The organism is Streptomyces sp. NBC_00503, from assembly GCF_036346895.1.
Taxonomy (GTDB): Bacteria; Actinomycetota; Actinomycetes; order Streptomycetales; family Streptomycetaceae; genus Streptomyces.
The window spans coordinates 6,760,056-6,773,642 of record NZ_CP107855.1 but is presented as its reverse complement, the minus strand read 5'-3'; the positions used below and the strand labels follow the sequence as shown (position 1 = coordinate 6,773,642).

10 protein-coding genes and 2 pseudogenes are annotated in these 13,587 nt (G+C 72.2%); 4 read left to right on the top strand and 8 right to left on the bottom strand.

What is annotated here, in order from left to right; genetic code table 11:
• Positions 1-94: 94 nt before the first annotated feature.
• Positions 95-343: a WhiB family transcriptional regulator gene (locus OG490_RS30840; RefSeq protein WP_330299540.1), complete on the bottom strand. Its 249-nt coding sequence runs from the start codon at positions 341-343 to the stop codon at positions 95-97.
• A 134-nt stretch (positions 344-477) separates the two neighbouring features.
• Here OG490_RS30840 and OG490_RS30835 point away from each other — a divergent pair.
• Positions 478-1,113, top strand: a pseudogene (locus tag OG490_RS30835) (TetR/AcrR family transcriptional regulator); the annotation flags it as partial.
• A gap of 106 nt (positions 1,114-1,219) precedes the next feature.
• On the opposite strand, the gene OG490_RS30830 reads toward OG490_RS30835, so the two are convergent.
• Entirely contained in the window at positions 1,220-2,677 is a 1,458-nt protein-coding gene (locus OG490_RS30830; protein WP_330299539.1) for an MFS transporter, read from the bottom strand.
• Positions 2,674-3,570: an alpha/beta hydrolase gene (locus OG490_RS30825; protein WP_330299538.1), complete on the bottom strand. Its 897-nt coding sequence runs from the start codon at positions 3,568-3,570 to the stop codon at positions 2,674-2,676. The genes OG490_RS30830 and OG490_RS30825 overlap by 4 nt, the downstream gene beginning before the upstream one ends.
• 158 nt (positions 3,571-3,728) lie before the next feature.
• Between OG490_RS30825 and OG490_RS30820 the strand changes: the two are divergent.
• Positions 3,729-4,082: pseudogene (locus OG490_RS30820) on the top strand (leucine-rich repeat domain-containing protein); the annotation flags it as partial.
• A 74-nt stretch (positions 4,083-4,156) separates the two neighbouring features.
• On the opposite strand, the gene ligD reads toward OG490_RS30820, so the two are convergent.
• On the bottom strand, positions 4,157-5,176 hold the full coding sequence (gene ligD / locus OG490_RS30815) for a non-homologous end-joining DNA ligase (RefSeq protein WP_330299537.1): 1,020 nt from the start codon (positions 5,174-5,176) through the stop codon (positions 4,157-4,159).
• 75 nt (positions 5,177-5,251) lie between these two features.
• On the opposite strand from ligD, the gene OG490_RS30810 reads away from it, so the two are divergent.
• Entirely contained in the window at positions 5,252-6,358 is a 1,107-nt protein-coding gene (locus OG490_RS30810; RefSeq protein WP_330299536.1) for an ATP-dependent DNA ligase, read from the top strand.
• Positions 6,359-6,404: 46 nt separating this feature from the next.
• Here the strand turns inward: OG490_RS30810 and OG490_RS30805 are convergent, their stop codons facing one another.
• The 4 genes from OG490_RS30805 to OG490_RS30790 form a co-directional block, all read right to left on the bottom strand.
• Positions 6,405-7,829, bottom strand: coding sequence for an NAD(P)/FAD-dependent oxidoreductase (locus OG490_RS30805; protein WP_330299535.1), 1,425 nt, complete (start codon positions 7,827-7,829; stop codon positions 6,405-6,407).
• A 179-nt stretch (positions 7,830-8,008) separates the two neighbouring features.
• Entirely contained in the window at positions 8,009-10,111 is a 2,103-nt protein-coding gene (locus tag OG490_RS30800) for an MDR family MFS transporter (protein WP_330301134.1), read from the bottom strand.
• Between the two features lie 132 nt (positions 10,112-10,243).
• Positions 10,244-11,599: a 6-phospho-beta-glucosidase gene (locus OG490_RS30795; protein WP_330299534.1), complete on the bottom strand. Its 1,356-nt coding sequence runs from the start codon at positions 11,597-11,599 to the stop codon at positions 10,244-10,246.
• Between the two features lie 54 nt (positions 11,600-11,653).
• Positions 11,654-12,643, bottom strand: a complete 990-nt coding sequence (locus OG490_RS30790) for a helix-turn-helix domain-containing protein (RefSeq protein ID WP_330299533.1) — start codon at positions 12,641-12,643, stop codon at positions 11,654-11,656.
• Positions 12,644-12,866: 223 nt separating this feature from the next.
• Between OG490_RS30790 and OG490_RS30785 the strand changes: the two genes are divergently transcribed.
• Positions 12,867-13,535 (top strand): helix-turn-helix domain-containing protein, encoded by a 669-nt coding sequence (locus OG490_RS30785; protein WP_330299532.1) that lies wholly within the window; start codon positions 12,867-12,869, stop codon positions 13,533-13,535.
• Positions 13,536-13,587 lie beyond the last annotated feature (52 nt).

The following is a 13,587-nucleotide window of genomic DNA, read 5'->3' as shown; positions in this document are numbered from 1 at the left end:
CAGCCGTAGACCACAGTCATAGCTGACGCGAAACCCCGGCAGAGCACCGCTCTGCCGGGGTTTCGCGTCCCGCCACGGCGGGCGGCGGAGGCGATCAGGGACGGAGCGGGCGCAGGGCCTGGCGCTCTGATTCCGAGAGGCCGCCCCAGACGCCGAAGCGCTCGTCGTTGGACAGGGCGTACTCGAGGCAGGCCTGGCGCCCCTCGCACGCCCCGCAGAGCCGCTTCGCATCGCGCAGCGAGGAGCCGGGCTCCGGGAAGAAGAACCCGGGCCCCGTCTGAGCGCACAGGGCGAGCTCGTACCAGGCGGGGGCGGCGAGGGTGGCGGCGTTGTTCATCGACATGCCGCAGAGCCTGGTCGGCCGCGATGGACGTCCGATCAACGACTGATCAACACCCGTTCACGCGGCGGCCTCCGACACCAGCCGCCCCACAGAGTGAACGACCGTGCGTGCGACGAGTTCGGTACGATGGGGACATGGCAGACGGACGCGTGGAGCGCGGAAACCAGACGCGGCGAACCGTCCTGGACCGGACGATGAGCCTCGCCTCGACGGACGGCCTGGAAGGCCTCTCCCTGGGCCGGATCGCCACGGATCTGGGGCTCAGCAAGAGCGGCGTCTTCGCCCTCTTCGGCTCCAAAGAAGACCTGCAGCTCGCCACCGTGCGGGCCGCCAGGGCCGTCTTCGTCGAACAGGTCGTCCGGCCGGTACGGGACGAACCCGTCGGGATCGCCAAGGTGTGGCACCTGTGCGAGAGCTGGCTGGACTACTCCGGGCGCCGGGTCTTCCCCGGCGGCTGCTTCTTCTACTCCGCCTCCGCCGAGTTCGACTCGCGCCCCGGGCACGTCCGCGACGAGGTCGCCAAGAACCGCGACGACTGGACGCGCTACGTGGAGGGGTTGCTGGACGAGGCCCGGCTGGCGGGCGGGTTCCGCGAGCCGGCCGATGTCACGGACGTGCAGCAGCTCGCCTTCGAGATCATCGCCCTGATGGAACTGGCCAACGCGCACTCCGTACTGCACGAGGACGCCGTGGGCTACGGGCGGGCCAGCCGCGGCATCCTCGCCCGGCTGCGCGCGGCGACGGCCGCCCCGGAGGAACTCCCGGAACGGCCGCCGGCCATCGATTTCCCGCTCTTCGGCGCCGGCGCTCCCGCGGCCGACGTTCTCGCCGCCGACGTTCTCGCCGCCGACGTTCTCGCCGTGAGCGCCCCCGCCGTCAGCCCCCCTGCCGATTCGGGCCGCTGACGCGCATCCAGCAGCCCGCGAGGGCCGCGCCCAGCGCGGTCAGTGCGGTGAGCAGGAAGACTCCGCGCCAGTGGTCCCCGGCGCCCGCCCCCGTACCCGTACCCGCTCCGGTGAGCAGGGCCGCGGTGGCGGCGACGCCGAGCGCGCCGCCCAGCTGCCGGGCCGTCATCAACAGACCGGTGCCGGCCGCGAAACGCCCCGGCGGAAGGCCTGCCGAGGCGGCCGTGGAGAGCGCGGTCACGACCACTCCGATGCCGAGTCCGCCGAGCAGTCCGGCCGGCAGGAAGATCTGGGCGTACGAGGACGAGTCCTCGACCCAGCCCCACAGCAGCAGGGCGTTGGCGGCGAAGAGCAGCGATCCGACGGTGACGGCCGCCCACTGGAGCCGGGCGGGGACCCGGCGGCCGACGACGAGCGCGCCGACCATGGCGAACACCGCGCCGGGGGTGACGCCGAACCCGGCCTGCAGGACCGAGTAGTTCCAGCGGCCGATGAGGTAGGACGGGCCGGTCAGCAGCCATGCGTACATGGCGGCGCCGAAGAGCACGGCGCCGATGTTGGCGCGGGCGAAGAGCGGGTCCCGCCACAGGTCCCGGTCCACGGCCGGGGCCGGATGGCTGCGCGAGCGGCGCAGCGCGAGACCGCTGGCCAGGGCGCCGCCGACGACGAGGACGAGCACCTTCGGGTCGGTCCAGCCCCACTCCGCGCCCTGGGACAGCCCGGCGACCACTCCCCCGATGCCGAGGGCGAGTGCGACCGTACCGATGGGGTCGGGCAGGCGGTGGCCGGTACGCGGCTCCTTGGGGATCACCCGGGCGGCGGCCCAGCAGAGCGCGAGGCCCAGCGGCACGTTGACGAGGAAGATCGCGCGCCAGTCCCACCACTCGACGAGCAGTCCGCCGATGCTGGGCCCGACGGCGGCCGCGAGACCACCGGCCGCCGACCAGGCTCCGAGGGCCGCGGCCCGCCGGGCGGGCGGGGTGTGGGCGAGTACGAGGCCCAGCGCGGCCGGAATCATCCCGGCGGCGGCAGCCCCCTGGAAGGCGCGGGCCAGGACGAGCAGATCGGCGCTGGGGGCGGCGCTCGCGGCGAGCGAGGTGAGGGTGAAGGCGAGTGCGGAGCCGATGAACAGCACGCGCCGGCCCAGGGTGTCCGCGAGCCGGCCCGCTGCGGCGAGCAGAGCGGCGAACAGCACGGCGTAGGCACTGACGACCCAGGTCAGACGGGCCAGCGGCACCTGGGGAAAGGCGTGGCGCAGATCGGGGAAGGCGACGTTGACGACGGTGGCGTCGAGAAAGGCGAGGAAGGTGACGGCGGAGGCCAGCCCCAGAATCCGCCCGGCCCCCGGCGCATGAACAGAAGCGGGAGCGGGAGCAGGAGCGGGAGCGGGAGCGGGAGTGCTGTCGGCATCGGGCCGGGTGGCGGTCATCGGGCGCCCGCCGAAGTCGCGGTCTCGGTCGGGGCCGGCGCGGGGGTGCGGACCGCCTCCTCCGCGAGGAAACCGGCGGCGGCAGCGATGATGTCCGGATCGGCCAGGATCCGCCGGTGGCCGAGCCCTTGGGTCTCGATCAGACGGGCCCGCTCCCCGTAGGCCGCCGCGAGGGCGCGGGACTGCGAGGGTGCCACGGTGTCGTCGTCGACGTCGTGCACGAGCAGGATGTCCGAGGGGATCTCCTCGGGGTGGCGGCATGCGTCGAAGCGGGGCCAGACATCGGGCTCGGCGGGGAAGAGGCGGCGCTGGACATGGCGCCTCAGCGCGTCCTCGACGGCCTGGTTCACCCCCAGGTTGGCGCGGAACTGCGTCGCGAGGTAGTCGAAGTCGGCCACGCCCCCGATGCCCACGATCCGGTCGGCCCGGATCCCGTCCCGCAGGGCGAAGAAGGTGGCGACCACCCCGAAGGAGTGGGCCACGACGGCCGAGAAGTCCCCGTACTGCGCGTGCAGTTGCCGGATGATCTCGCGCTGCCGCAGGATCGTGGTGGCCCGGCCTCCGGACTCGCCGTGGCCGGGGGCGTCGAAGGACACGACGGTCCGGCCCTGCGCGCGCAGGGCCTCGACGAAGCCGGTGAACCGCGAGGCGCGCGAGGTCCAGCCGTGCACGACGAGGACGGGCCGCCCGCCCTCACCCCAGCGGTAGGTGGTGACGGGTATCCCGTCCACGACGATCCGCCCGGTCACGGCCCGAGCCATGACCTCCGCTTCGCCGGCCCGCACCCGCGGCCGTCCGAGCGGCCGCACGAACAGCGCGAACGCCACCCGCCCGACCGGGCCCGGGGCTACCCGGGCAGTGATGTTGAGGGTGGTGCTCAGGAGTGAAGCCATGGGATGCATGCCCGGTTCTCCGGATCTCCTCAGAGTGGCCACAAAAATGGCGAGGTCAAGACGTCAAGGAACTGCCCAGATATTAGCACGACCGTTCGTGTTCTTTTTTGGTCACGGCCACCCCGGGCGACTCCACGTGGTTGCGATTGTCAGCCGCGGCGCAGCACAACCGGCTCACCGCCCTGCCCGGTGCCATCGGCCGGCTCCGGAGCCTGCGTGAGCTGTGGCTTCGGGGCAACGCGATCGAGCACTTGCCGTCGTCCGCCGCCGCGCTGCACGAACTGCGCCACCTGGACCTGCGCGAGAACTCCCTGGCCGGAGTGCCGGAGGCATTGGCGGCCCTCCCGCGGCTGCGCCATGTCGACCTGCGGAGCAACCGCCTCGGCCGACTGCCCGGCTGGCTCGCCGAGATGCCGTCGCTGGAGAAGCTGGACCTGCGTTGGAACGAGGTCGACCCCTCCCTGCCGCTCCTCGGCGAGCTGGAACGGCGGGGGTGCGTCGTCCTGACCTGACGGAGGGGACATCCCCTCCCGCCGACCGGAGCATCGGCGTGCGGATGCCGAGGCGTTCGCAGGTGGGGGACGGGTCAGTCCTCGTGCTTCGCGCGGCTCGGCTGGACCCGCTTCGGTTCGCCCGGCATCTTCGGGTAGTCCGGGGGGTACGGCATGTCGCCCAGGCCGTGGTCGTGTTCGTGGCGGTCGGCCAGTTCCAGGGCCGCCTCCAGGGAGAAGGCGTGGTCGTCCATGTCCGCGTGCAGATCGCCCAGTTCCGCGAAGCGCGCCGGCATCGTCACGATATCGAAGTCGCGCGGCTCCGCCGCGTCCACTTCGTCCCAGCGCAGCGGTGCCGAGACGGGGGCGTGCGGGTGCGGCCGGATGGAGTAGGCCGAGGCGATGGTGCGGTCGCGCGCCGTCTGGTTGTAGTCGACGAAGATCCGCTCTCCTCGCTCCTCCTTCCACCATGCGGTGGTGACCTTCCCCGGCATCCGGCGCTCCAGATCGCGGCCGATCGCGATCGCGCACCTGCGGACCTCGGTGAAGGTCCAGCGCGGCTCGATCGGAACGAAGACGTGCAGGCCTCGCCCGCCCGAGGTCTTGGGCCAGCCGCGCAGCCCCAGCTCTTCCAGCAGCGCGCGCAGTTCGTGCGCGACCGCCACCGCGTGGTGGTAGTCGGTGCCCGGCTGCGGGTCCAGGTCGATGCGCAGTTCGTCGGGACGGTCCGTGTCGTCCCGGCGCACCGGCCAGGGGTGGAAGGTGAGGCAGCCCAGATTGGCGGCCCACAGGACGGCGGCCGGCTCGGTCGGGCAGATCTCGTCGGCGGTGCGCCCGCTGGGGAAGGCGATGTGGGCGGTCGGGATCCAGTCGGGCAGGTTCTTCGGGGCCCGCTTCTGGAAGAAGGACTCGCCCTCCACCCCGTCCGGGTACCGCTCCAGGGTGGTGGGCCGGTTGCGCAGGGCGCGCGTGATGCCGTCCGCGACGGCGAGGTAATAGGAGGCCACGTCCCTCTTGGTGAGGCCGCGCTCGGGGAAGTACACCTTGTCCGGGCTGGACAGCCGGACCGCCCGGCCACCCGCCTCCAGCTCGATCGCATTGCCCGCAGCACCCATGTCCGCCACGGTAGGCGGGCCCGCCCGGGCCCGCACACCGAGCGGGCCCGGGCGTACCACCGCAGAATCGGAGGCATGGATCTGCCGGTGATGCCGCCCGTGAAGCCGATGCTGGCCAAGTCCGTGGCCAAGATCCCGCCGGGCATGCAGTACGAGGCCAAGTGGGACGGCTTCCGCGCGATCGTCCACCGCGACGGTGACGAGATCGAGATCGGCAGCCGCACCGGGAAGAGCCTGACCAGGTACTTTCCCGAGCTGGTGGGAGCGCTCAAGGCCAATCTGCCCGACCGCTGCGTCGTCGACGGCGAGATCGTCCTCATCCACGGCGGGCGGCTCGATTTCGACCGGCTCAGCGAGCGGATCCATCCCGCCGCCTCCCGGGTGAAGATGCTCGCCGAGACGACTCCGGCCGCCTTCGTCGCCTTCGATCTGCTCGCGCTCGGCGACGAGGCCCTGCTCGACACCCCGCTCGCCGACCGTCGTACCGCCCTGACCCGGATGCTCTCCACTTCCCGTCCCCCCGTGCATCTCGCGCCCGCGACCACCGACCCCGCGCTCGCGCAGGAGTGGTTCGAGCGATTCGAGGGCGCCGGGCTCGACGGGGTCGTCGCGAAACCCCTCGATCTTCCCTACCGGCCCGATGCCCGCCTCATGTTCAAGATCAAGCACGAGCGTACGGCCGACGTCGTCATCGCAGGATTCCGTTTCCACAAGAGCGGTCCGATTGTCGGATCGCTGCTCCTGGGCCTGTACGACGCCCACGGAGTCCTCCAGCACGTGGGCGTCTGCGCCGCCTTCCCCATGAAGCGCCGCGCCGAACTGATCGACGAACTCGCACCACTGCGAATGCCCGATCCCGAGGGCCACCCATGGGCCGCCTGGGCCGAGGAGGCCGCCCACGAGAGCGCCCGACTCCCCGGGGCGCAGAGCCGCTGGACGGGCAAGAAGGACCTGTCCTGGGTACCGCTGCGCCCCGAGTGGGTCTGCGAGGTCGCGTACGACCACATGGAGGGCGACCGGTTCCGGCACACCGCGCAGTTCCGCCGGATGCGGCCCGACCGGGCGCCCGCGAGCTGTACGTACGCCCAGTTGGAGGAGGTCGTCGGCTACGACCTCTCCGAGGTGCTCGGGCCCACTCGGCCCACGCAGCCCACGCAGCCCCCTCGGCCCGCCGCCGGCTGAGCCGGGGCGGGTCTGGGCCGGGCAGCCACGGCGCGGTCGCCGTCGCTCAGCCGGTCGTCAGTTTCTCCCACTCCGGCCGGCTCGGGCCGGCCTCGTGGGGGACGTAGTCGGGGTGCTCCGACAGCCAGCGCGCCACCCGCGCCCGGATCTCCGGGTCCGCGTAGGCCCGCTCGGGCGGGTCGGCCAGGTGCCGGACCCTGGCCCGTGCCCGCATCACCTCCGGATCCTCCAGCGCGCAGTCGAACAGTGCCGCCACGTCCCGGGCCGTCCCCGCCCGGGCGGCCCGGGTCGCGAACCGTTCCCCGATGGCCCCGTCCGCGACGACCTGGAAGTCGAACCACGGCTTGAGGGTGCGCACCGCCCACCCGTGGTACTCGGCCGCGAACTGCTCCGATCCCGGGTCCTGGTGTGCCGTACGAGCCACCCGGTGCGCGGCCCACAGGGTGAGCGAGGTGCCCTGGCCGAGCGTCGGGTTGGTGTGGGTGACGGCGTCGCCGACGGGCACGAGTCCGGTCACCACCGGCCCCCGCTCGTCGACGAGGGCGCTCCAGCGGTTGTCGAGCCCCGCCGTGGCCAGTACGTCCGACAGCGGTTCGGCGCCCAGTCCCAGCCAGGCCGCACCGGGCGGGAAGGAGCGTGCGGCGGCCTCGAAGACGGCGGGGTCGCGCAGCGCGGAGCGCGTGGCGTCGGCCGTGTGCACGAACAGGGTCACGGCGAACACCCGGTTGTCGGCCGGGAAGACGGCGCAGCCGGCGAAGCTGCCGCCGGTCACCGCCCAGGGCCGCCGCGGCCCTTCCTCGCGGCCCTCGGGCAGCCGGTACCAGCGGCAGAAGTAGGCGAGGCCGGTGCGGTGCCGCTCCACGGTGCCGGGGCGGCAGCCGATGGCCGCCAGCCAGCGTTCGGCTCCGGCGCGCCGTCCGCCCGCGTCCACGACGAGATCCCCCGCGTACGTTCCTTCCTGCGTGGACACCCCCGTCACGCGCACTCCGCAACCCCCGCCCCGGGCGGCCCGGCTCCCGCCGCCCTTCTCCCCCGCCGCGATCAGCCCGCTCACCGGCTCCCCGTACCGGCAGACCACTCCCGGTTCGGCTCTCAGGGCCGTGGCCAGCGCGCTCTCCAGGACGATGCGCCGGGCCTGGAGCATCACGAGGTCCTCGTCGCCGGGCCGGGCGGGAGGTCGCACCTCGAACCAGTCCAGCTCGTGCCGCTCGCGCGCGCCCAGCCGGAGCATCTCGGCGTGCACGTCGGGCAGTTCCTCGCGCAGCACGTTGCGTGCAGCACCGAGCAGCGCGTGCGGCTGGTTGGCCTGCGGTACGGTCGGCCTGCGCCAGCCGAAGAAGTCCCGGTCGAGCGCGGTGCCGGGGGCCCTCGTATCGCGTTCGAAGAGCTCGGCGGTATGTCCGTGGCGTGCCGCGAGCAGCGCGGTGGCCAGCCCTCCGACTCCCCCGCCGACAACCAGCACATGTGCCATTGCGCCCCCCTGAGCCGATGAACGTACGACGATCAGACCGCCGGAAGCCTGCACGGGCAGGGCCTGTCCGAAACCCGCACAGTTGTCCTATCCGAAGGCCGGCCCACCCGCGCGGCCACCCGCGCGGCCACCCACGCGGCCACCCGCCCGGCCATCCCGACGCCCGAAGGGCCGCGCCCCTACGGTCGCCCCGCCATCGCGCGCGGCGCGAAGTTGCCGTCGCCCAGGTCCTCCGCCAGCAGCCGCTTGGCGATCGCGTCCGCCGCCGCCCGCAGTTCCGCGCTGCGCGGCCGTCCGCGGTCCTTCTCCAGCTGGTCGCCCAGCCACTGCGCCCACGCGGCCGAGATCACTCCCGCCTCGCGCTCACCTGCCGGCGTGTGCGCGTAGAAGCCGTTCTGCCGCGTCAGGTAGCCCTCCTCCACCATCCGTTCGAAGACCGGGAGCAGCACTTCCGGGGGCAGGTGGCGGCGCGACGCCATGAATCCGAGGCTCGCGTGGCCGACCGTACGGGTCATCAGGTCCACCTGCATGACCGCCCACGCCCCCGCCATGTCCAGCCGCGTGTCCGAGGCGTCCACGATCCCGCGCGCCGTCTCCGCCCCCATGCCCCTCACCAGCTTGCCGACCGCGAGCTCCAGCAGCTTCGACGAGTCCCCGGAGGCGGTGGCCGGCGAGCCGAAGCCGTCGCCCATGTCCGTGGAACCGGCCCGGGCGCTGTCGCGCAGCTTGACCTGCTTGAGGAAGAGCGCGACGACGAAGCCGACCAGCGCCACCGGCACGGTCCACAGGAACACCGTCTGCAGGGTGTCCGCGTACGCGCCGATGACCGGTCCGGCCGCCGCCTGATCGAGCCCGTGCACGCCCTGCGGGCTCTGCGCCGCCTTGGCCAGGGCCTGTGGATCCTGCCCGGTGGTGCGTGCGGCCTCCGTGACCGCCGTGGTCAGCGCGGGCTTGAGGGTGTTGGCGTAGATCGTGCCGAAGACGGCGGTCCCGAAGGCGCTGCCGAGGGTACGGAAGAAGGTGACGCCCGAGGTGGCGGTGCCGAGGTCAACATAGTCCACGGTGTTCTGCACGGCGATGGTCAGCACCTGCATGCACAGGCCGATGCCCACGCCGAGCACGAACATGTAGAGCGATTCCAGCCAGGCGTTGGTCTGCGGGCCCATCAGGGACAGCAGGTAGAGCCCGAGCCCCATGACGGCGCAGCCCACGATCGGGAAGATCCGGTACTGGCCGGTCTTGCTCGTGACGTTGCCGCTGAAGACCGAGGCGATCAGCAGGCCGATGACCAGCGGCAGGGTCCGTACGCCCGAGACGGTGGCCGAGTCCCCGTCCACGTACTGCAGGTACGTCGGCAGGAAGGTCATCGCGCCGAGCATCGCGAAGCCGACGACGAAGCTGAGGACCGAGCAGACCGCGAAGACGGGGTTGCGGAAGAGCCGCATCGGCAGCATCGGCTGCTCGGCCCGGCTCTCCACCAGGCAGAACAGCACCAGTGCCACGACGCCGCCCGCGAAGAGCCCCATGATCAACGGCGAGGTCCAGGCGTACTCGTTCCCGCCCAGGCTCGTGGCCAGGATCAGCGCGCTCGCGCCGATCGCGACCATCGCGATGCCCAGGTAGTCGATGACCGGCTTCCCCACGGCCCGCACCGAGGGGATCGTCCTGGCGGCCGCCGCGACCACCAGGATCGCGATCGGGACGTTGACGTAGAAGGCCCAGCGCCAGGTCAGATGGTCGGTGAAGAGTCCGCCGAGCAGCGGCCCGATCACCGTGGCGACGCCGAAGACGGCGCCGATCGCGCCCTGGTACTTGCCGCGTTCGCGCAGCGGGACCACGTCGGCGATGAGCGCCATGGAGGTGACCATCAGTCCGCCGGCGCCGATGCCCTGGACGCCCCGCCACACGATGAGCAGGGTCATGTTGCTCGCCAGGCCGCACAGGAACGATCCGGTGATGAAGACGATGGCGGAGAGCTGGAAGATCAGTTTCCGGCCGAAGAGGTCGCCGAACTTGCCGACGAGGACCGTCGCGACCGTCTCCGTGAGCAGGTAGGACGTCACGACCCACGACATGTGGTCCCCGCCGCCGAGGTCCGCCACGATCGTGGGCAGCGCGGTTCCCACGATCGTCTGGTCGAGCGCGGCCAGCAGCACTCCCAGCATGATCGTGCCGAAGACGACGTTGCGCCTCCGCCGGTCGAGCACGGGGGGTGCGGTGGCGGGTACGGCGGAGGCAGTGGTCACATCTCGCACTCTCACAGCGCGCCCGCCCGGCCGCATGCGGCGTTGACCCGTACGGGTGTACGGGGCCACGTGTACGAGCCGGGTCCACCGGCTCAGGTCCACGGGCCGGGCGTGCAGGTCCACCGGCTCAGGTGCACCGGCCGGGCGCGCAGTTCCACCGGCGCCCCGTCAGCGCAGGTACCCCAGCCCCCGGTGCTCCGCCCCGTACCCGTCCATCAGCCGCCGGGCCACCCCGACCGAGTCCACCAGCGGGTGCAGCGCGAAGGCCTTGACCGCCGCGGCCCTCGATCCGCTCGCCGCGGCCTCCAGGACCTCCCGCTCCACGGCCTTGACCGAGGTCACCAGCCCCACCGCGTGCAGCGGCAGCGGATCGACGGCCACCGGATGCGCCCCGTTGGCGTCGACCAGGCAGGGCACTTCGATGACCGCCTCCGCGTCGAGCGCCGCGAGCGTGCCACGGTTTCGGACATTGAGGATCAGGGTGGCGCGCTCGTCCCGGGCGATGGCCCGCATCAGGGCCAGGGCCACCTTCTCGTAGCCGCCGGACTCCAGGTCGCTCTCGTCGCGCTCGCCGACCCCCGCGACCTCGCGGTTCTCGGCCATGTACGTGGCTTCGCGCTCGGCCCGGGTCCGGTCCCAGGCGCTCAGCGCCGCCCCGGCGGCCAGATCCGGCCGCCCCGCATCGGCGTAGAACCCGCGCTGCTGGTCGCGCAGGAACGCGCCGCGCGTCTGCTTGACCTCCTGGTAGGCCCGTACCGTGTCACGGTTGAAGTAGTAGTAGTGCAGGTACTCGTTGGGGATCGCCCCGAGCGAGCGCAGCCACTCGGCCCCGAACAGCCGGCCCTCCTCGAAGGACTCCAGCGCCCCGGTGTCGGCCAGCAGCCGCGGCAGCTCGTCGCGCCCGCCGATCCGCAGCCCGCGCACCCAGCCCAGGTGGTTGAGGCCGACGTAGTCGATCCAGGCCTCCTCGGGCCGGGCGCCGAGCAGCCGGGCGATGCGCCGCCCGAGCCCGACCGGCGAGTCGCAGATCCCGATCACCCGGTCACCGAGCTCCTCGGCCATGGCCTCGGTGACCACCCCGGCCGGGTTGGTGAAGTTGATGACCCAGGCGTCGGGGGCGATGCGGGCCACCCTGCGCGCGATCCCACGGGCCACCGGTACCGTCCGCAGGCCGTACGCGATCCCGCCCGCGCCCACCGTCTCCTGGCCCAGCACCCCTTCGGCCAGCGCGATCCGCTCGTCCGCGGCCCGCCCTTCGAGCCCGCCGACGCGAATGGCCGAAAACACGAAGTCGGCTCCGCGCAGGGCCTCGTCGAGATCGGTGGTGGCCGTGACGGCCGGGGGGTCGGCGGCCCCGGAGGCGGCCGCCTGGTCGGCGAGGACCCGCGCCATGGCGCCAAGCCGGCCGGAGTCCTCGTCGTAGAGGGTCACGTGCGACACCCTGCCTTCGGCGTGGTCGCCGAGCAGGGCTCCGTACACGAGCGGTACCCGGAAGCCGCCCCCGCCGAGGATCGTCAGCCGCACGCCCTTACCGCCTTTCGCAGTGCCACGTTTCGTGGCACCAGTGTCTCCCGCCGGTCAGTCCACCGGCGAGGGAACGGCCCGCAGCCGCGGCGCCTGATGCGCGGTCACACCCGCGGAGCCCCGGACCGGACCCGTCGGCAGGCCCTGCGGCGCCGAGAGGATCAGTGTCATCCGGGTCAGCCCCATGCTCTCGAGCATCCGGCTGGATTCGGCCACCATCCGGCAGCGCACCAGCCCCCAGCTCGGGTCCGGGTGGCGCACCGAGCGCACCGCCCCGTCCTGCTCGGCGGCCTCGACCCCGTTGGTGGTCAGCCAGTGCGGCACCCCGTAGCGGTAGGCGGCCTCCATGAACGGGTCGCGGGCCACCTCCTGGCGGATGCTGCGCAGCCCCTCGTCGTCCGGGGAGGCCATCAGCGCGGTCGCGAACCGGGCCAGCAGCGGTACGCACCAGGCCGGTTCGTGGTCCTCCAGCACGGCCGCGGCGTCCGGGTGGAACAGCACGAAGCGCAGGAAGTTGTCGTCCGGCAGGGCCGTCGGGTGGGGGCGCACCGACTGGAAGAGCCGGTCGAACGCCGAGTTGGTGAGGGCCACGTCCCAGCGGTGGTCCACCAGGAAGCTCGGGTAGGGGACCGATTCCATCAGGGCGGCGTAGTCGCACAGGTAGTCGCGCTGGGCCGGGTCCTCGGGCAGCCGGTTGTCCTCGGCGGCCCGCCAGGTGGGCGGCGGGTCCCGGTCGACCATGACTCTGAAGAGCCAGAAGCACTGCCGCTCGCTCATCTCCAGGGCCTCGGCCAGGGCGAGCAGTTTGCGGTCCGTCCACTCCTTGACCAGGCCGCGTTCCCAGTTCCCGTACGCACGTACGCTGATGCGCAGACGCGCCGCCAAGTCCTCCTGGCTCAGCCCGAGTTCCTCCCGGCGCTGGCGCAAAATCTCCTTGCGCCGCTCCGAGCGCACGGCGCCGCGTGCGGATTCCTCGCCCGCCAGGCGCTCTCCACCGGCGTGGGCGAGGCCATCGGACAGGCCCACCGCTGCGAGATGTGGCACCGAGAGCTCCCCCTCTTAATACGGTCTGGATCTTCATTTCCGTGTGGCGATCCTGCTACCGACTTCATTGGAGTGTCAACTATTGTGGCAATTCCAGCCTCTTGACAGCTCATTCCCGCCACAGCTGTGGCACGTTCTAGCCGTACGGAGTGAGAGCGGATAGATTCCAGAAGCCGACCCACGTGCCCGCACCCCGACCTCGCGCGATCTAGGAGAACCACTGGTGACAGACGGCTTCCCGGCTCCCGTCGCGGTGGCCAACGCGCACCTGGCAGCCACCGTCACGCGCGTCGCCGAACTCGCGGGCAAGATGGGCCGCGACCTGAGTCAGGTCTTCGACCTGCGCCGCCTCTCCGAGGCCTCCGGCGTACCCGCCGACGTGGTCCGCACCCTGCTCGACGGCCGGCCCGCGGGCGAACCCGATCTCCAGACCCGGTTCCTCCAGCGGCTCGACCTGCTGCGGCGCACCCGTGTCAAGCCCAACGGCCGCCGCTACACGCAGCAGGAGATCGCGGACGGCGCCGCCATGTCGCGCCAGCAGGCCGGGGCCCTGATCAACGGCGACCGCCGGCCGACCATGGAACACTGTGACGCGATCCAGCGGTTCTTCGGAGTGCACGCCGGCTTCCTCACCGCCCACGACTCGGACGCCCTGACCGACGCGCTCCAGCGGACCGAGCAACAACTGCTCCAGGACTTCGCGGGAAGAGCCCGGGAAACCGTACCCGTCACGCCGGCTTCGACCGGCGATCCGCTGGCAAGACTTCTCCAGAACCACGGCGTACGCGGCATCGCCTGGCGGGCCGCCCAACTGCCCAGCGACAAGCACCGGGACAAGGTGACCGAATGGCTGGACATGCTTCTCGAAAGCGTCAAACCGAACGAATCCTGACCCAGTCGAAAGTCTGGGTCTGATCCTTGAGTCCTGATCCGGATCCGCGCCG

Coding starts and splice junctions, on each gene's coding strand:
- OG490_RS30840 (WP_330299540.1), bottom strand. CDS start 343: ATGTCGATGAACAACGCCGCCACCCTCGCCGCCCCCGCCTGGTACGAG.
- OG490_RS30800 (WP_330301134.1), bottom strand. CDS start 10,111: ATGCGGCCGGGCGGGCGCGCTGTGAGAGTGCGAGATGTGACCACTGCC.
- ligD (WP_330299537.1), bottom strand. CDS start 5,176: ATGGGTGCTGCGGGCAATGCGATCGAGCTGGAGGCGGGTGGCCGGGCG.
- OG490_RS30830 (WP_330299539.1), bottom strand. CDS start 2,677: ATGACCGCCACCCGGCCCGATGCCGACAGCACTCCCGCTCCCGCTCCC.
- OG490_RS30825 (WP_330299538.1), bottom strand. CDS start 3,570: ATGGCTTCACTCCTGAGCACCACCCTCAACATCACTGCCCGGGTAGCC.
- OG490_RS30805 (WP_330299535.1), bottom strand. CDS start 7,829: ATGGCACATGTGCTGGTTGTCGGCGGGGGAGTCGGAGGGCTGGCCACC.
- OG490_RS30810 (WP_330299536.1), top strand. CDS start 5,252: ATGGATCTGCCGGTGATGCCGCCCGTGAAGCCGATGCTGGCCAAGTCC.